Origin of the sequence: Ilumatobacter sp. (assembly GCF_039969435.1) — a bacterium.
Taxonomy (GTDB): domain Bacteria; phylum Actinomycetota; class Acidimicrobiia; order Acidimicrobiales; family Ilumatobacteraceae; genus Ilumatobacter_A.
In genome coordinates, this window is record NZ_JBDVNU010000006.1 from 532,717 (window position 1) to 550,478 (window position 17,762).

At 68.4% G+C, this 17,762-nt stretch carries 14 protein-coding genes; 9 read left to right on the forward strand and 5 right to left on the reverse strand.

Annotated features, from left to right (window positions below; translation table 11 throughout):
* The first annotated feature begins 23 nt into the window (after positions 1 to 23).
* Positions 24 to 2,666 (forward strand): penicillin acylase family protein, encoded by a 2,643-nt coding sequence (locus tag ABJK40_RS03275; RefSeq protein ID WP_348477986.1) that lies wholly within the window; start codon positions 24 to 26, stop codon positions 2,664 to 2,666.
* Between the two features lie 111 nt (positions 2,667 to 2,777).
* Here the strand turns inward: ABJK40_RS03275 and ABJK40_RS03280 are convergent, their stop codons facing one another.
* Positions 2,778 to 3,647 (reverse strand): DNA-formamidopyrimidine glycosylase family protein, encoded by an 870-nt coding sequence (locus ABJK40_RS03280; RefSeq protein ID WP_348477985.1) that lies wholly within the window; start codon positions 3,645 to 3,647, stop codon positions 2,778 to 2,780.
* A gap of 20 nt (positions 3,648 to 3,667) precedes the next feature.
* On the reverse strand, positions 3,668 to 4,441 hold the full coding sequence (locus ABJK40_RS03285; RefSeq protein ID WP_348477984.1) for an EcsC family protein: 774 nt from the start codon (positions 4,439 to 4,441) through the stop codon (positions 3,668 to 3,670).
* 274 nt (positions 4,442 to 4,715) lie between these two features.
* On the opposite strand from ABJK40_RS03285, the gene ABJK40_RS03290 reads away from it, so the two are divergent.
* The 7 genes from ABJK40_RS03290 (at position 4,716) to ABJK40_RS03320 (ending at position 13,297) form a co-directional block, all read left to right on the forward strand.
* Positions 4,716 to 5,489 (forward strand): aminoglycoside phosphotransferase family protein, encoded by a 774-nt coding sequence (locus ABJK40_RS03290; RefSeq protein WP_348477983.1) that lies wholly within the window; start codon positions 4,716 to 4,718, stop codon positions 5,487 to 5,489.
* A 171-nt stretch (positions 5,490 to 5,660) separates the two neighbouring features.
* Positions 5,661 to 6,863, forward strand: coding sequence for an HNH endonuclease signature motif containing protein (locus ABJK40_RS03295; RefSeq protein WP_348477982.1), 1,203 nt, complete (start codon positions 5,661 to 5,663; stop codon positions 6,861 to 6,863).
* Positions 6,864 to 7,066: 203 nt separating this feature from the next.
* Positions 7,067 to 7,426 (forward strand): metalloregulator ArsR/SmtB family transcription factor, encoded by a 360-nt coding sequence (locus tag ABJK40_RS03300; protein ID WP_348477981.1) that lies wholly within the window; start codon positions 7,067 to 7,069, stop codon positions 7,424 to 7,426.
* Between the two features lie 65 nt (positions 7,427 to 7,491).
* On the forward strand, positions 7,492 to 8,322 hold the full coding sequence (locus tag ABJK40_RS03305; RefSeq protein WP_348477980.1) for a glucose 1-dehydrogenase: 831 nt from the start codon (positions 7,492 to 7,494) through the stop codon (positions 8,320 to 8,322).
* Between the two features lie 17 nt (positions 8,323 to 8,339).
* Complete coding sequence (locus ABJK40_RS03310) at positions 8,340 to 10,454, forward strand: hydantoinase/oxoprolinase family protein (RefSeq protein ID WP_348477979.1); 2,115 nt, start codon at positions 8,340 to 8,342, stop codon at positions 10,452 to 10,454.
* Positions 10,451 to 12,091, forward strand: a complete 1,641-nt coding sequence (locus tag ABJK40_RS03315) for a hydantoinase B/oxoprolinase family protein (protein ID WP_348477978.1) — start codon at positions 10,451 to 10,453, stop codon at positions 12,089 to 12,091. The genes ABJK40_RS03310 and ABJK40_RS03315 overlap by 4 nt, the downstream gene beginning before the upstream one ends.
* Before the next feature lie 12 nt (positions 12,092 to 12,103).
* Positions 12,104 to 13,297 (forward strand): FAD-binding oxidoreductase, encoded by a 1,194-nt coding sequence (locus ABJK40_RS03320; RefSeq protein WP_348477977.1) that lies wholly within the window; start codon positions 12,104 to 12,106, stop codon positions 13,295 to 13,297.
* Here the strand turns inward: ABJK40_RS03320 and ABJK40_RS03325 are convergent.
* Together ABJK40_RS03325 and ABJK40_RS03330 are read right to left on the reverse strand one after the other, a co-directional pair.
* Positions 13,290 to 14,243, reverse strand: a complete 954-nt coding sequence (locus ABJK40_RS03325) for a hydroxymethylglutaryl-CoA lyase (protein WP_348477976.1) — start codon at positions 14,241 to 14,243, stop codon at positions 13,290 to 13,292. The genes ABJK40_RS03320 and ABJK40_RS03325 overlap by 8 nt on opposite strands.
* 47 nt (positions 14,244 to 14,290) lie before the next feature.
* The gene (locus ABJK40_RS03330) at positions 14,291 to 15,301 is read right to left on the reverse strand and encodes an NADP-dependent oxidoreductase (protein WP_348477975.1); all 1,011 of its coding nucleotides are present in this window, start codon (positions 15,299 to 15,301) and stop codon (positions 14,291 to 14,293) included.
* Positions 15,302 to 15,460: 159 nt separating this feature from the next.
* Here ABJK40_RS03330 and ABJK40_RS03335 point away from each other — a divergent pair, with 159 nt between their 5' ends.
* On the forward strand, positions 15,461 to 17,257 hold the full coding sequence (locus ABJK40_RS03335) for an acyl-CoA dehydrogenase (protein ID WP_348477974.1): 1,797 nt from the start codon (positions 15,461 to 15,463) through the stop codon (positions 17,255 to 17,257).
* 59 nt (positions 17,258 to 17,316) lie between these two features.
* Here ABJK40_RS03335 and ABJK40_RS03340 read toward each other — a convergent pair whose 3' ends face one another.
* Complete coding sequence (locus tag ABJK40_RS03340; protein ID WP_348477973.1) at positions 17,317 to 17,751, reverse strand: SRPBCC family protein; 435 nt, start codon at positions 17,749 to 17,751, stop codon at positions 17,317 to 17,319.
* Between the last annotated feature and the right edge of the window lie 11 nt (positions 17,752 to 17,762).

Here is a 17,762-nt window from a genome sequence, read left to right on the forward strand (position 1 = left end):
CACGTTTTCCGTAGGGGGAAGCCATGACACCACGAAACCGACCGACGCGCTCCAAGCGGGTCGGACTCGCCCTGACCGTGACCATCGGCCTGGCGGCAGCGGCCTGCTCGTCCGACGACGCAACGCCCCCGGCGACGGACGGAGCGACGACGACCGACGCCCCCACGACCGAGGCGCCCACCGAGACCGATCCGAGCGCCCCGGTGGACACCACCGCCGACACCACCCCCGACACCACCGTCGAGGGCGAGCCGCCGGCGACCGACGCATCCGACGAGCCGTCGCCGAGCGACGTCACCGAGGACCGGGCGTTCTACATCCTCCCGCCGGGCAACTACGGCGGTCTTCCGACCAACGACGAGTCCTTCGACCAACTCGCGCTGTACGACGGGCTGACGCCGCTGCGCGGCGACGTCACCGACGCCGACATCGAGGAGTTCTTCCTCCCGGCCGACTTCACGCCGATCGGTGAGACCTTCGAGGAGCCCACCGGACGCGCCGGCACCACCATCGTCTACGACGAGTTCGGTGTCCCGCACATCACCGGCGAGACCCGCGAGGACCTGGCGTTCGGTGCCGGGTGGGTGTCGGCTCGTGACCGCGGCCTGCTCATCGAACTCGGTCGCGGGCCGGCGCGTGCCGCCGTCGCCGACATCCCCGGGATCGACGCCTTCTCACTCGTCACGAGCGGTCAGACCTTCACCCCGAGCGAGGCGACCGAACAACTGGTGACCGACCAGATCCAGCTGATCCTCGACACCTACCCCGAGGAGGGCGAGGAGATCGTCGCCGACGCCCAGGCCTACGCCGATGGCGCGACCGCGTACAACGAGGCGAACGGCGTCGACGCGGCACCGTTCACCGTCAACGACGTGATCGCCACGACGGCGTTCATCGGATCCATCTTCGGCGCCGGTGGTGGCGGCGAGGCGAGCAACGCCGACTTCCTCGCACAACTCGAACTCGCACTGGGTGAGGAGCAGGGTCGGGCCGTGTGGGAGGACCTGCTCCCGACCGACGACCCCGAGGCGCCCACGACCCTCGAGGAGCGCTTCGAGTACCCGGCCCTGACGGGCGGCGAGGTGACGGGTTCGGTGGCGATCGACGCCGGATCGATCATCTCGCTCGACCCGCGCGAACCCGCCGAGGGTGCGGCGCCGACGGTCGAGGCCGCAGTGCCCGACGGTGTGCTGTACCCCGCAGCGGGTGGCCCGCCCACGCGCACTGCGTCGAACTGGTTGCTCACGTCACCCGATGCGTCGGCGAACGACACGACGCTCGCCGTGATGGGCCCGCAGCTCGGCTACTACTACCCCGAGATCGTGCAGCAGATCCACCTCACCGGTCCGGGCATCGAGGCGCAGGGCGCCGCGGTGCCGGGCTTGGCGATGTACCTGTTGATCGGGCGCACCCAGGACTACGCGTGGAGCCTCACGTCGGCCAACCAGGACGTGCGTGACATCTACGCCGAAGTGCTGTGCGAACCCGACGGTTCCGAGCCGACCCGCACGTCGTCGCATTACGAGTTCGACGGCGAATGCGTGCCGTTCGAACTCTTCGACGCAGGCACGCTCGGCGACGTGCCGATCACGTTCCCCACGTCGGTCCACGGCCCCGTCGTCGGCACGGCGACGTCGGACGGCGTGCCGATCGCGCTCACCTCGAAGCGCTCGACGTTCGGCCGCGACGGCCTCAACCTGGCAGCGCTGAAGGACATGACCGAAGGCGACGCCGACACGACGGAGTCGTTCTTCGAATCGGCGAACCGGTTCGGGTTCACGTTCAACTGGGGCTACGCCAACCGTGAGGGCATCGGCTACTTCGCATCCGGCTACCTCCCGGTGCGGGCCGAAGGGCTCGACCGTCGCCTCCCGACCCTCGGCACCGGCGAGTACGAGTGGCAGGGCTTCCTCGAGCAGGACGAGCACCCGCACGCCGACGGTCATCCGTCGGGTCGCCTGCTGAACTGGAACAACCAGTCCGCTCCGGGCTTCATGCACGGCGACAACAACCTGTACGGGTCGGTCAACCGCGTCGAGAACTTCGACCAGTGGCCCGACCGGGTCGAGTTGTCCGGCGTGGTCGGTGTCATGAACCGGGCGGCGACCGAGGACGTCGACTCGACGCTCTGGCCCGTGATCAGCGGCGTGCTCGCCGAGGGCACCGCGCCCAGCGAACTGTCCGCCACGGCCGTCGAGTTGATCGACGCCTGGATCGCCGACGACGCGCCGATCCTCGACGCCGACGACGACGGCGAGTACGACGTGGCCGGACCCCTGCTGTTCGACACGATCTTCGGCCCGATCGCCGATGCCGTCCGCGAACCCGTTCTGGGCGACCTCGTCGCCTCGGGTGTGGAACTGGAGGGGATCGGTTCGTCGAGCATCATCGACAAGGACCTGCGCACCCTGCTCGGTGAACCGGTCGAGGGCGAGTTCGCCGTCTCCTACTGCGGAGCGGGCGACGTCGATGCCTGCAGCGCAGCACTGTGGACGGCGATCGACGAGGCCCTCGCGGTGGTCGCGGCCGAGCGAGGCGACGATCCGTCCACCTGGCTCGGCGAAGGAAGTCGGACCACGTTCGTGCCCGGCCTCGTCCCGAACGATTTCCGCACGACGAACCGTCCGACGTTCCAACAGGTCATCGAGTGGGCGCCTGAGCAGTAGGCCGTCGCCGACCGACCTCTGTTGTTCGCTCCCGGACGGAACAACAGAGGTTGACTGAGCCTCGGTGCGCAACCTCTGTTGTTCGCTCCCGGACGGAACAACAGAGGTTGATCAGGTCGTCGGTTGTTCGATCGGCCAGAGCTTGCGGGCCGGGTGGAGGATCAGCGCACGCTCGATCCGAGCGGGGTCGACCGCGCGGGTCGGTTCGATCGCCTGGCACGTCGGGCACCAGACGCTGACCCTGCCCCACGGCATCTCGCGCTCCGCGCCGCCGACCAGCGTCGTCGAGCACCACGGACACGGTCGGCGCTGTCGACCGTAGATCCACATGTTCGTGGTGTGCAGTCTGCGCCCGGTCGTGTTGCGGTGCGACCGACCCATGTTGGTGCGGATCAGCGCCGAACCGGCGGCGACGAGCGCTTCGAGGTCGTCGATCGAATCGACCGGCTGGTGCGGTGACACTCCGGCGATGAACGGGACCTCGACGGCGTACACGTTGCCGAACCCGGCGACGTTACGCTGATCGAGGAGCGCGCCGGCGAGCGGGCGGTCGCCGTTGCTCCTCAGCCGATCGGCGATCAGGGCGATGTCCGGGATCTCGGTCGAACAGAGGTCCGGGCCCAGGTGGCCGACGATCGACTCCTCCTTCGCCGTGGCGACCACACCGATGTTCGGCATGTCGATGGCGGTGATCCAGCCGTTCTCCATCTCCAACTCGAGGCGTCGCTGCCACTCGGGTGCCTTCGACCGACGACCGAGGTCGAAGCGGCCGTCCATCCGCAGGTGGCCGTACACGGTGCGACCGTCGTCGAAGCGCAGGAGCCACCACTTGCCGACGGCATCGACGTCGGTCAGGGTCGAACCGACGAGGTCGAGGTGCGTGATCCTCGGGTCCCTGGCGAACGACTGGGCGACCCGCTGGCCGAGGAATCGACCGGAGATGCGTTCGGCGAGACGTCGGATGGTGTCTCCCTCTGGCATGGGCCCAGTCTGCCCGGCGCCTACGGTGTCGAACCGCTGCCCGGGCCCAAGGGGATCGAACGAGGAACGATCCGACCCTCTGTGTCGATGGCGTCGAGTGCGATCGGGAACTCGGTGAAGAAGCCGTGGGCGTGCTTCGCGGTGATCGACACGGCACGCGTGTTCATGCCGTAGCCGAGGACGGCGCCGACTCCGAACGGCACGGCCCGACCGAGCGCCGCGACGCCGCGACGGGCGCCGTACTTGGCGATGACCGCACGACCCATCGTCGCGTTGATCCTCCTGACCGATGCGTTGGTGAGACGACGGGTCCCACGTCGGGTCGTGGTCTCGCCCATCTCCGCGGCCAACTTCGCGATCATCCCGGCGGCGCCGTCTCGGTAGGTGAGGATCGACAACACCCACATCCGCCGTTCGTCGACGTCGGCGCGGTCGTGGCCGTGGATCGCGGCGATCGTGAGGATCAGGTCGGCCAGGCGCATCGTCGACCACCCGAGTTCGACGGCGAACGTGGCAGCCACGGTTCCGACCCCGACGCCGGGGATCGCCGCCGTGCCACCGGACGCTGCTCCGGCCGCTCCGAGTTCCCGCCGGATCCTCGCCGTGACGGCATCGACGCGCTCCTCGCGATCGAGACCGGGCAGGTTGCGTGCCCGCTCCTGCGCAGCCGCCCACCGGGTCTCCACCGCTCGGTCGATCGCATCGACGAGTTGCTCTGCGACGGGTGGACCGACGACGGTCGACTCGCCGACGGTCCTCCGCCGGCCGTTGTCGAACGATCGACTCGACGCCATCCCCTGAACCTACCGATCCGGACGTCGGCGAGGTCGGCGAACCGCTTCGATCGCCCGATCGACGTCGTCCGCCGAATCCACCACCACGTCCGCATCCGACCACGGTTCGTACTCGATTCCCATGGCGTCGTTCGACGTCGGTGGCGGAGCGTCTGGTCCCGTTCGACGTGTCCGAGCGACACATCGGACCGACGAGTACGAGCCACGTGTCGATCCGGCGGATCCCCTCCTGACCGAGGGTCCTGTCGACCCGTACGTCGACGAGACTGTCGGAGTGGACGACGCAGAGGTGGTGCTCGGTGGCGGAAGCACCCACACGGGAGAGGTCGTTCGGATCGGTCGCGAGGTCCACCGGCCGCGTTCGGCGGGAGCAGACCTCGTCGAAGCGTTCCTCCTCCATCTCGAGCAGGTCGGGTTCGATGCTGCTCCGCGATTCCTGGGTGTCGACGACGCAGGCCGCCAGGTCCTGACCTTCGTCGAGGGTGACGCCACGTCGGAGCCGACGTGGCTCCGCGACGACGACGCCAACCGTTCCCACCTCGTCGATGTCGCACGGTTGCTCCGGCGACTGCACGAAGCGGGCCACGACTTCGTCGCACCGGCGGGAGTGACGTCTCGCCGTCCGTGTCCGGCTCCGGGATCGACCTGGCTCCACGGCGACGTGCACTACGGCAATCTCGTGTATCGAGGCGATCGACCGGTCGCACTGCTCGATTGGGACTTCGCAACGCGGGGCGACGCGCTCTACGACGTCGTCACCCTGCTGTTCTCCTCACGCTGCCCACGTCCCGACCGACCCGCGGAGTACCGGGAGCGAGCGGATGCGGCACGTGAGACCCTCGATGTGCTCCTGGCTGCGTACGGCGCGGGTCCCGACGAGCGCAGACGCGCGACGCGCGTCGCTGGTGCGATGTGCGCCGGCGCAGCGGAGTATCTCCTCCATGTCGGCCCGGAACGAAGTGGTGCACTCACTGCCGAGGAGTTCAGCGACGAGGTCGCGCGACGCCACTACCTCGCGGATTGGTGGCGCGACCAGCCGACCCTCTGACGCAATCCGCGTCGAAGCACCCTGGTGGTGACGTGTGCGGTGCGCAGACCGCCACGTGGTCGACGTCCGACCGGATCGACGACGCCGTCGGCGCACGGCTCGGAAACTCTGGAGTACCCCTGGAGTTGAATGGACAGCATGGCTACGGGGGTCGTCGAAAGGGTGCAACGGGTGGCGCGACTTCGACATCCCGCGCCCATCGGCGAGGTTCGCACCGAAGCAGCGCTGCGCGCTGCGCTGTGCGACATCGAGGCGATCCGCTCGTGGGCATCGGCGGCCGAGGCGAAGATCGTCTCCGAACTCCGGTCGGTCTCGTCGTTGCCGGAGGCTTCCATCGCCGAGGCGACTCGATCGACGATCAGCGCTGCGTCTCGGACTCGGGAGCGGAGCGTCACGCTGGAGCATGCGGAAGGATTCGAGGGTGCTCTCGTCAGCGGAGCCATCGTGACGGGTCACGTCGACGAACTCACCCGAGCGGCGAAGCGACTCGACCACGAGGCGCAGCGCGACGAACTGTTCGAACGGTCGGCGACGTTGTTGGCCGACGCTGAGCGTTCGACAGTCGAGCAGTTCCGAGCGACGTTGGCGCAGGAGGTGAAGTCGATCCAGCGCGACGACGGTATGGGGCGCCTCGAGCGCCAGAAGCGCGCGACGACCATGTCGTCGTGGACCGACACCGACGGGATGTGGAACCTGCGTGCGAGGTTCGACCCACTGACGGGCGTGAGGCTGTCGAGCGCGATCCGTCGGGCTGTCGATGCGCTGTTCGCCGAGCAGGCGCCGCCGACGTGTCCTGGCGATCCGGTCGAGAAGCAGGAGCACCTCGGGGCACTCGCACTCGCACGTCTGATCGAGGGTGATCGCACGGTGGTCCGGGCGGGTACGGCGGAGTTCGTCGCGGTGATCGATGTCGATCAGCCCAACGGCAACGGCGAACCAACGGTCGACTGGGGAATCCCCGTCGAGGTGCCGATGCGTGTCGTTGCCGAACTGGTCGACACACGGCAGGCCACGGCGACAGCGGTGGTGGTTCGCCACGGCGTCGTCGTGTACGCCCCGGGAGAGATGAACCTCGGTCGCGGAGCGAGACACGCCAGCCGAGATCAACGCCGTGCTCTGCGAGCGCTGTACCGAACGTGTGCGGTCCCCGGGTGCGCCACGCACTTCGATCGCTGCAAGATCCACCACATCGTCTGGTGGAGCAACGGCGGTCTCACCGATCTCGAGAACCTGCTCCCGGTGTGCGTGCACCATCACCACGAGATCCACGACAGCGGTTGGGGCGTCCGACTCGGGCCGCAGCGTCGACTCACGATCACCCTGCCCGACGGAACGGTGATGACGGCGGGGCCGCCCTCGCGTCTGGCCGGGTGACCGGCCGGGCTGTTCCGTTGGCGTGCGGGACGAGGGTGGTACGGGGCGTGACGTGCGGCGCCGACCTGGGGAAGGATGGCGACATGACGTGCGACGACGCCCCGGGGAGGACGGGCGGCGTGACGTGCGACGACGCCCCGGGCGAGAGGTGGTGGGCGACATCACGCTTGACGCCGCCTCGATAACGAATTAGTTATATGGGTATGTCATCGACGACGATCGAAGCCGCCGTGGCGCAGGGCGCGCGCGACCACACCGACTCTCGCGAGATGGAGCGGGCGTTCAAGGCGCTCGCGAGCACCCGGCGCCTGCAGATCCTCGAATGGTTGAAGGATCCGATCGCCCACTTCCCACCGCAGGAACACGGCGATCCGGTCGAGCACGGTGCATGCAACATGTACATCACCGACAAGCTCGGTGTCAGCCAGCCGGCGGCGTCGCGGCACATGAAGGTGCTCGTGGACGCCGGGCTGGTCATCGCCACGCCACGGTCGGGCTACGTCTACTACCGACGCGATTCCGACGCGATCGCCCGACTCACCCACCGGCTCGCCGACCTCTGAAGCGACACGCATCCGACGACGTCCCGACACGCCCACCCGACGAACGAGAAGCAGGACCCGACGACATGAACGAACAACACATCACCGAGACCAGATTCCCCTCCCTCCACGACAAGGTCGTCGTGGTCACCGGCGCCGCCGGTGGCATCGGCCGCTCGATCGCCGAGCGCTTCGGTGGTCAGGGCGCCAAGGTCGTCGTCAGCGACGTGAACGCCGACGGCGCTGCCGAGGTCGCGTCCACGATCACCGACGCCGGCGGAACGGCCATCGACATCGTCGCCGACGTGTCGGACGGCGATGCGGTGGCCGCGATGTTCGACACCGTGACGCACGAGTACGGCACCGTCGACGTACTCGTCAACAACGCCGGCCTCGTGTCGCCGATGCTCCACTTCTTCGACGCCGACGAAGCCTGGTGGCGCAGGATCATCGACGTCAACCTCACCGGTCACTTCCTGTGTTCGCACCGGGCCGCTCGGATCATGGCCAAGGCCGGAGGCGGCAACATCATCAACATGAGTTCGGGCGGAGCCACCCGGGCGCACCGGGCGTTCACCGCCTACGACGCGACGAAGGGCGGCATCGAGGCGCTCACGCGTGCGATGGCGCTCGACCTCGGCCCCTACGGCATCCGGGTCAACGCGCTGATGCCGGGCTCGATCGACACCAGCGGGCTCGGCCTCGACGAGCGCCGGTTGCGTGGCGAGAACGTGCCGCTCGGACGGATCGGCGAACCGATCGACATGACCGGAGCCGCATTGTTCCTCGCCTCCGACGATGCGAGCTACATCACCGGCGACGTGATCAAGGTCGACGGCGGGATGCTCGCTCAGCAGCGTTCGGCAACCGTCGACATCATGCCGCCGTCGGGGTTCCCGAAGGTCGAGGACCTGTGATGTCGGGAGAACCGGGGATGACCGGGACCGGGATCCGGATCGGGGCCGACGTCGGCGGCACGTTCACCGACGTCGTCCTCCAACGCACGGACGGCTCGTACGCGTCGACGAAGGTCCTCACCACGCACGACGCCCCCGAGCGGGCGATCCTCGACGGGGTGGCACGGTTGGCCGACGAGGAGAACGTCGACCTGGCCGCCGGCGCCGTCGCCCAGTTCATCCACGGCACGACGCTCGCGACCAACGCGCTGATCGAGCGACGCGGCGCCAGGACCGCCCTGGTGACCACCCACGGGTTCCGTGACGTGATCGAGACCCGCACCGAGAGTCGGTTCGAGCAGTACGACCTGGACATCGTGCTGCCGACACCGCTGATCGAACGCAAGGACCGTTTCACGGTGACCGAGCGGCGCAGTGCGCGCGGCGACGTGTTGATCGAGTTCGACGAGGTCGAGGCACGCGCACTGATCGAGCGGCTCGCCTCGGCGGGCTACGAGTCGGTCGCCGTCGGCTTCATCCACAGCTACGTCGACGGCACCAACGAGCGACGCTTCCGCGAGCTGCTGCTCGAGCGACTTCCCGACGTGTCGGTGTCGATCAGCTGTGAGGTCAGCCCGCAAATGCGCGAGTACGAGCGCTTCAACACGGTGTGCGCGAACGCGTACGTCCAGCCCCTGATGGCGTCGTACCTCGTGCGACTTCGTGACGAGTTGCAGGTCCGCGGCATCACCTGCCCGCTGTACCTCGTGCACTCCGGGGGAGGGTTGATGAGCGTCGAGAGCGCCGCCGAGTTCCCCGTGCGCCTCGTCGAGTCGGGTCCGGCGGGCGGCGCGATCTTCGCGGCCGACATCGCCGCCCGCTACGGACGGGACCGTGTCCTGAGCTTCGACATGGGCGGTACCACCGCCAAGATCAGCCTGATCGACGACTACCGCCCCGCCACCGCGAAGTCGTTCGAGGTCGATCGGACGGCGCGCTTCAAGAAGGGGAGCGGGATGCCCATCTCGATCCCGGTGATCGACATGATCGAGATCGGCGCAGGCGGAGGCTCGATCGCCAGCGTCGACTCGCTCGACCAGATCCGGATCGGCCCGCACAGCGCCGGTTCCGAACCGGGCCCGGCCGCCTACTCCCTCGGCGGCCAGGACGCCACGGTCACCGATGCCAACCTGCAACTCGGGCGACTCCACCCCGACACGTTCGGCGCCACCGACATCGACCTCTCGCCACGGTTCGCCGCCGAGGCACTCGTGCGTTCGGTGGGTGAACGTCTCGGACTCGACGCCGACACCGCCGCCGTGGGCGTGGCCGAGGTGGTCGACGAGAACATGGCCAACGCCGCCCGTGCCCACGCGGTCGAGAGCGGCAAGGACCTGGGCGGCTACACGATGATCGCCTTCGGTGGCGGTGCGCCGCTGCACGCCGCGCGGCTGATGGACAAGCTCGGCCTCGACGAGTTGATCGTGCCGCCCGGTGCCGGCGTGGGTTCCGCGATCGGGTTCCTCGTCGCACCGTTCTCCTACGAGGCCATCCGCAGCTTCTACACGAGCACGCTCGACTTCGACGTCGAGGGTTCGAACGCGGTGCTCGACTCGCTCACCGAGGAGGCGATGGCGTTCGTGCGTCAGGGAACGGCGGACGAGGTCACGGTCGAACGTCAGGTGTCCATGCGCTACGCCGGGCAAGGGTGGGAGATCCCGGTCACGCTCGATGCCACCACGGCGTTCGACGACTTCGCCGCCGATCTGCTGTCGGCCGAGTTCACGAAGGCGTACGAAGGATTCTTCGGCCGGGCGATCGACGACCTCGCCATCGAGACCGTCAGTTGGGCCGTACGCGTGTCGTCCATCGTGCCGATCCCCGAACGCGTCGAACTGTCGACGGAATCGACGGCGAGGATCGCGGTCGACACCACCCGCGACGCCTACGACGCCGTCACGGGAGGCCGGGTCGAGACCCCCGTCCTGCACCGCGACGACCTCGTTGCGGGCGCCGCGGTCGAGGGGCCGGCGATCATCGCCGAGCAGCAGACCACGACGGTGATCGGGTCGCACCACGTCTGCACCATGCAGGCCGACGGCAGCCTGCTGGTCACCAGAACCCGCAGCCGAGAGAACGGAGCACGCACATGAGCGAGGTCACCACGAGTGCCGTCGACATCCTCCACAACCAGGTGATGTGGAACCGCCTGATCGCCGTGGTCGAGGAGCAGGCTCTGGCCCTGGTGCGCACCGCGTTCAGCACCTCGGTGCGCGAGGCGGGTGACCTCTCGGCCGGCGTGTTCGACCCCGACGGCCGGATGATCGCCCAGGCGGTCACGGGGACTCCGGGTCACGTCAACACGATGGCGGCCGCCGTGCGTCACTTCATCACCGACATCGGCCCCGAGCGGATCGAGCCGGGCGACGCGTACATCACGAACGATCCGTGGAAGGGCACCGGCCACCTGCACGACATCACGGTCTGCACGCCCGTGTTCCGCCACGTCGACGACGTGGAGACCCTGATCGGCTTCTTCGCGTCGACGGCACACGTGGTCGACATCGGCGGTCGCGGCTACGGGCCCGACGCGAAGGAGGTGTACGAGGAGGGCATCAACATCCCGATCATGAAGTGGGTCGACCGAGGTCGACTCAACCAGGACCTGGTCAACATCCTCAAGGTCAACGTCCGTGAGTCGGACCAGGTGGTCGGCGACATCCACGGACTCGCAGCCTCGAACGAGACCGGGCGTCGTCGACTGCTGCAGATGCTCGACGAGTTCCACCTCGACGACCTGTCGTCGCTCGCGGCATTCGTGTTCGAGCGCACGGCGACCGCGACCCTGCAGGCGATCGGTGCGGTCGAGAACGGCGTGTACACGAACGAGATGGTCGTCGACGGCTACGGCGAGGCGGTCACGCTCGCCGTGTCGATCACCGTCACCGACGACGGGATGCACGCCGACTTCACCGGCACGTCACCCGTGTGCCCGTTCGGGATCAACGTCCCGCTCGGCTACGCCCATGCCTACTTCACGTACGGCATGCTCGTGGCTCTCGCGCCGGAACTCCCGAACAACTTCGCGTCGCTCGACGTGTTCTCGGTGAGCGCACCCGACGGCGTGATCCTCAACGCGAAGCACCCCGATCCGGTGTCGGTGCGCCACGTGCTCGGGCACTTCGTCACCGACCTGTGTCTCGGTGCCGTGGCGGCGGCACTGCCCGCACGGGTGCCGGCCGAAGGTGCCGGGGCACTCTGGAACTTCCAGGCGAGCGCGCGCTCGTCGGATGTGTCCGACCCGCGTCCACCGGTCGAGATCCTGATGTTCAACAGCGGCGGCACCGGAGCGCGCCCGCGCCTCGACGGGCTCACGTCGACGGCGTTCCCGTCGGGTGTGCGCACGATGTCGGTCGAGGCGACCGAGCAGGTCGGTCCGATCGTGATCTGGCGCAAGGAGATCCGACCCGACTCGGGCGGCGCGGGTGAGTATCGGGGAGGGCTCGGCCAGATCATCGAGGTCGGCCCGACCGAGGGGTACCAGTTCGACTTCTCGGCGATGTTCGACCGGATCGACCACCCGGCCCGTGGTCGCTTCGGCGGACGCGACGGGGCACCCGGTGCGGTGTACCTGGACGACGGCACGCCATTCGCCGGCAAGGGACGCCAGATCGTCCCGTCGGGGCGGCGACTCGTGATGGAACTCCCGGGTGGTGGCGGATTCGGTGATCCTGCCGACCGCAGCGAGTCGGCGATCGCCCACGATCGTGAGCAGGGCTATGTCACCTGAGGCGCGCACCCGGTGACGGACCTGACGGCGCACTACGACGTGGTGTGCATCGGTGGTGCGATGACGGGGACCGCAGCGGCGTACTTCCTGTCGGAGAACCCCGACTTCGACGGCTCCGTGCTCGTGGTCGAGCCCGACTGGACGTACGACTTCGCGAACACGACCCGTGCGCAGAACAGCATCCGGGCGCAGTTCACGAACGAGGTGAACATCGCCCTGAGCACGTTCGGCATGGACTTCATCGACGACTTCCACCACCACGTCGAGGTGAACGGTGAGTCGCCGGAACTGAACTTCCGCGGGACGGGATACCTGTTCCTCGCCGACACCGACGAGTTGTACGACCAACTCGAACGCGAGTCCGTCGACCAACTCGCGAGGGGTGCCGACGTCGAGATGCTCCGGCCCGGGCAGGTCGCCGAGCGCTTCCCGTACATGGATGCCGACCGACTGACGGGTGCTCGGCTCGGCGGCATGCGCGAAGGCTCCTTCGACGGGTGGGCGCTGTTCCAGGGTCTGCGCCAGCGGGCGGTCCACAACGGCGTGACCTACGTGAAGGACCGCGTCGTCGGCCTCGACGTGCTGAGGTCGCGGGTGACGACGGTTCGCCTGGAGTCGGGTCGATCGGTCGGGTGTGGCGTCGCCATCGACGCTGCGGGCTGTCGGGCCCGACAGATCGCAGTGATGGCCGGACTCGATCTCCCGGTCGAACCCCGTGCACGCACGAGCTTCGTCTTCGCCTGTCGCGAACCGATCGAGAGCGTCGTGCCGCTCACCATCACCCCGGCCGGCGTCCACTTCCGACGTGAGCAGCACCACTTCATGTGCGGCACCGTTCCGCGCGATGACGTCGCCATCGACCCCGACGACTTCGACGTCCGCCACGACGAGTTCGAGGACCAGATCTGGCCGGTCGTGTCCACGTACGTGCCACGGTTCGACCAGATCCGTCTCGTCACGTCATGGGGAGGGCAGTACGACTACAACACGCTCGACCACAACTTGATCATCGGCCCCAGCAGCCAGGTCGAGAACCTGCTCTTCGCGAACGGATTCTCCGGTCACGGACTCCAGCAGGGACCCGCTGTCGGGCGCGGACTGAGCGAACTGATCACCTACGGTGAGTACCGCACGATCGACCTCACCCCGCTCGGCTACGGCCGGATCGAACGCAACGAGCCGATCGTCGAACACGCCATCATCTGAAGCTCGGCTCCGTCCGGTCTCGGAAGCGGGGGCCGGCGCGGAGCATGCGGCTGGGGAGCGTCCGGTCGAGGGCGGATTCGATGGTGGAGGCGACGGCGATCAGCTCGTCGAGGTCGATGCCGGTGGAGAGGCCTTCGGCGTGGAACAGGTGGACGAGGTCCTCGGTGCACACGTTGCCGGTCGCTCCGGGAGAGAAGGGGCACCCGCCGAGGCCGCCCACGCTCGCGTCGAACCGGCGGATCCCCGCATCGAGACCTGCAGCGGCGTTGGCCAGCGCCAGACCTCGCGTGTCGTGGAGGTGCAAGCCGAGATGGGTGCCGTCGCCCGTTCGCTCGCGCACCGCTGCGACGACGGCTCGCACGTCGGAGGGTGCAGCGGCACCGATCGTGTCGGCGAGCAGCAACTCGGTCGGGCCGAGCTCGGCGAGTGCCTCGGCCACGTCGGCGACCGCCGTCGGCTCGATCGGACCCTCGAACGCGCAGCCGAACGACGCCGACAGGTTGATGCTGACCGGAAGCGACGCCTCGGCCGCGACGGCGCACACAGCGGCCATCTCGGCGATGGCCTGGTGGGTCGACATCCCGACGTTGCGCCGGCTGAACGTCTCGCTCACCGACACGACGCTCACCAGCACGTCGGCGCCGGCAGCGACGGCGGCGTGCGCGCCGCGCTCGTTGACGACCAGCGCCTCGCGCGACGTCTTCCCGAGGCCGGCCGTCGCGGCGAACACGTCGCCCGAGTCGGCCATCCGGGGGACCGCCGTGGGGCTGACGAACGAACCGACCTCCACCCGCCGCAGTCCGGCGGCGACGAGGCCCTGCACCATCGCGACCTTGGTCTCGATCGACACCTCGGCGTCGATCGACTGCAACCCGTCGCGCGGTCCCACGTCGCGGAGCAGCACCGCGTCGTCGTCGATGGCGGCGGTCACGTCGAGGCGGCTCATGGTGCGCACGGTACCGATCGGCGGACCGGGGCTGGGCCGGTGTCGCTTCAGACCTTCACGAGCAGCTTGCCGAGGTTGCCACCGGTGAACATCACCTCGAGTGCCTCGGGGTATCGCTCGATCCCGTCGAGCACGGTCTCGGGAAGCGTGATGGACCCGTCGGCGACCCAACCGGCGAGTTCCTCCACGGCTGCTGGGATCCGATCGGCGAAGTGGAAGTAGGCGAATCCCTCCATCCGTGACTGACGCTCCGCGAGCCGGAGGTACATGGATGGTCCGGTGACGTGGTCCATGTCGTCGTACTGGGAGATCGCACCGCAGATCGTGATCCGTGCGTGCATCGCGATGTTGTCCAGCACGGCGTCGAGGATCGGGCCGCCGACGTTGTCGAAGAAGCCGTTCACGCCGTCGGGGGCCAGTTCCTTCAGGCGCTCGCCCACGTCGGAGTTCTTGTAGTCGATCGCGTCGTCGAAGCCGAGCACGTCGACCACGTGGGCGACCTTGTCGGCGCCGCCCGCGATGCCGATGACCCGTGCACCGTCCTTCTTCGCGATCTGCCCGGCGACCGACCCCACGGCGCCGGCGGCCGCCGAGACCACGAACACGTCGCCCGGCTGGGGCTTGGCGACCTCCCGCAACCCGATCCACGCCGTGACGCCGGTCGAGCCGGAGAGGATCCCGAGGTGCAGGCTGATCGGGCCGAGCGAGTCGTCGACCGCGGCGATCTTGCCCGCCGGCATGTCGGCGACCGACTGCGAGCCGAACCGACCGATCACGGCCTGGCCGACCGACCAGGTGTCGTCCGTCGTCTCGACGACCCTCCCGACGCCATGGGAGGGGATGGTCTCGCCGATGCCGGTCTGACGGTGGAAGCCCTCGCCACGCAGCATCGTGCGGGCGGCGGCGTCGATCGAGATGTACTCGACCGCCACCCGGACGGCGCCCTGCGCCAGCGCGCCGAGTTCCTCCGTCTCGACCGAGAAGTGATCGGGCGTGGCCCGATCGGTGGGGCGCCGGAGCAGGACGACTCGCGTGTTGAGCATCATCGATCGTCGCATCGGGCGAGCGTCGAGGGCGAACCGGCAGCCGCACCGGCACGACCTTCGTGCGTCCGTCGCTCGTGTCGGAACGGGTCGTACGGACATGTGACGAGTGATGCGGAACGATCTCCGTCGCTCCGATGGCGAGGCCATCGGGGTGGCCCTACCCTGGTTCTCATGAGTGACTACACGCCGCCCATCGACGACATCCGCTTCGTGATGAACCACGTGGCCGACCTCGGCGGGATCCTCGCGACCGAGCGCTTCTCCCACGTCGACGCGGACAGCATCGACGCCGTCATCACCGAGGTCGCACGGTTCATGGCCGACGAGGTCGCGCCGACCAACGTCGACGGGGACCGCATCGGTTCGCAGTGGCACGCGTCCGATGGGGGACCCGCTACCGTGGTCACCCCCGACAGCTTCAAGTCCGCCTACGAGAAGTGGGTGGCGTCGGGCTTCGGCGCGATGCCGTTCGATCCGGAGTACGGCGGTGCCGACTTCCCGTGGATCTCGGCGATCGCGGTGCAGGAGATGTACACCACGTCGAACATGGCGCTGTCGCTGTGCCCGTTGCTCACCCAGGGTGCGATCGACGCCATCCACGCGCACGGCTCGACCGAGCAGAAGAACACCTACCTGCCCAAGATGATGACGGGCGAGTGGACCGGCACGATGAACCTCACCGAGCCGCAGGCCGGTTCCGACGTGGGAGCGGTGAGCACGAAGGCGCAGCCGATCGCCGACTCGGACGGCGCCTGGTCGATCACCGGTCAGAAGATCTACATCACCTACGGCGAGCACGACCTGGCCGAGCAGATCATCCACCTCGTCCTGGCCCGGACCCCCGGCTCGGCTCCGGGCACGAAGGGCATCTCGATGTTCGTCGTGCCGAAGTACCTCCTGAACGAGGACGGGTCGCTCGGCGAGCGCAACGGCGCCGAGTGCGTGTCGATCGAACACAAGCTGGGGATCCACGGCTCGCCCACCTGCGTGATGCAGTTCGAAGGTGCCACCGGTTGGCTCGTCGGCAACGAACACGACGGCATGCGCAACATGTTCACGATGATGAACAACGCTCGCCTCTCGGTGGGCCTGCAAGGCCTGTCGCTGTCCGATCGGGCCTTCCAACAGTCGCTCCAGTACGCGCAGGACCGCGAGCAGGGCACGGCGCCGGGCGCCCCGAAGGGCGCCGCCAGCCCGATCATCGAACATCCCGACGTGCGCCGCATGCTGATGACCCAACGCGCGTGGATCGATGCGATGAGGGCGCTGGTCTACACCAATGCCGCCGCCCTCGACCGGGCCGACGCCGCCACGGATGCCGACGAGCAGCGCACGTGGCGCGAACTCGCCGACCTGCTGATCCCGCTGTCGAAGGGGCTGTGCACCGACGTGTGCAACGAGATGACCTCCCTGGCCCTGCAGATCCACGGCGGGATGGGCTACGTGGAGGAGACGGGCGTCGCTCAGCACTATCGCGACGCACGGATCGCCGCGATCTACGAAGGCACGAACGGCATCCAGGCCGCCGACCTCGTCGGACGCAAGCTCGCGATGCGTTCCGGTGGTGTGATCACCGACCTGCTCGACGAGTTCGATCTGCGCGTGAAGGAATTGGCCGACATCGACGGGCTCGCCACGTTCGCCGACCGGCTGTCCGAGGCGGTGTCGACCGCTCGCGAGGCGACCGCACACCTCGTGTCGATCGCCGGGAGCGACCCTCGTTCGCTGCTCGCGTCGTCGACGCCGTACCTCCGCCTGCTCGGCACCACCGTGTGCGCCGGGTTCCTCGCCAAGTCGGCGATCGCCGCCTCGAACGGTGCCGACTACCCGGCGGACTTCCTGAGCGCCAAGGTCACCGGCGCCAAGTTCTTCGGCGAGCAGATCCTGCCCACGACCGCAGGGCTGCTCGCGGCGGTGACGTCACGCGCCGACGACCTCTTCGCGCTCACCTCCGACCAACTCCTCTGACGGCCGGATCGGGTCTGACCCACTGCGCCGCGTCCCACCGCGCCGCAGTGGGCCGGTCGTCAGGGGTTGAGGTAGCGGGTGAGCCCTGCTTCGGCCACGGCGGCGATCTTCGGGAACATCGAGTCGAGTTGATCCGGTGACAGCGGCGGCTCGTCGCCGAGCAGTTCGAGCGTGCCGAGGTAGACGAGGGTGGAGGCATCGCCCGATGCCGTGAAGGTGAGGGTGTCGACCGCCCGGAACACGTTGTTCTCACCGACCATCACGAAGCGGTTCGGTGCGTCGGATTCGGTCACGGTGTACACGACCGAGCTCGGCTGCCCGTCGAACCCCGTGACCTTCACGGAGTAGCGGGCCGACCCGTCGGCGTCGTCGGGCAGTCGGGTCGAGGACAGGACCCCGTCGTCCCACTCCGGGACCCGTTCGAGGTCGACCGCTCGGGCGTAGGCCTCCTCGATCGTCAGGTCGGATGCGACGGTGAAGGAGTGACTGGCCATCGCCCGATCAT

What these genes read in the sequence shown, in the direction of transcription:
- ABJK40_RS03315 (WP_348477978.1), top strand. Translation starts at nt 10,451, where the DNA reads ATGAGCGAGGTCACCACGAGTGCCGTCGACATCCTCCACAACCAGGTG.
- ABJK40_RS03305 (WP_348477980.1), top strand. Translation starts at nt 7,492, where the DNA reads ATGAACGAACAACACATCACCGAGACCAGATTCCCCTCCCTCCACGAC.
- ABJK40_RS03310 (WP_348477979.1), top strand. Translation starts at nt 8,340, where the DNA reads ATGACCGGGACCGGGATCCGGATCGGGGCCGACGTCGGCGGCACGTTC.
- ABJK40_RS03340 (WP_348477973.1), bottom strand. Translation starts at nt 17,751, where the DNA reads ATGGCCAGTCACTCCTTCACCGTCGCATCCGACCTGACGATCGAGGAG.
- ABJK40_RS03280 (WP_348477985.1), bottom strand. Translation starts at nt 3,647, where the DNA reads ATGCCAGAGGGAGACACCATCCGACGTCTCGCCGAACGCATCTCCGGT.
- ABJK40_RS03325 (WP_348477976.1), bottom strand. Translation starts at nt 14,243, where the DNA reads ATGAGCCGCCTCGACGTGACCGCCGCCATCGACGACGACGCGGTGCTG.
- ABJK40_RS03285 (WP_348477984.1), bottom strand. Translation starts at nt 4,441, where the DNA reads ATGGCGTCGAGTCGATCGTTCGACAACGGCCGGCGGAGGACCGTCGGC.
- ABJK40_RS03330 (WP_348477975.1), bottom strand. Translation starts at nt 15,301, where the DNA reads ATGCGACGATCGATGATGCTCAACACGCGAGTCGTCCTGCTCCGGCGC.
- ABJK40_RS03275 (WP_348477986.1), top strand. Translation starts at nt 24, where the DNA reads ATGACACCACGAAACCGACCGACGCGCTCCAAGCGGGTCGGACTCGCC.
- ABJK40_RS03335 (WP_348477974.1), top strand. Translation starts at nt 15,461, where the DNA reads ATGAGTGACTACACGCCGCCCATCGACGACATCCGCTTCGTGATGAAC.
- ABJK40_RS03300 (WP_348477981.1), top strand. Translation starts at nt 7,067, where the DNA reads ATGTCATCGACGACGATCGAAGCCGCCGTGGCGCAGGGCGCGCGCGAC.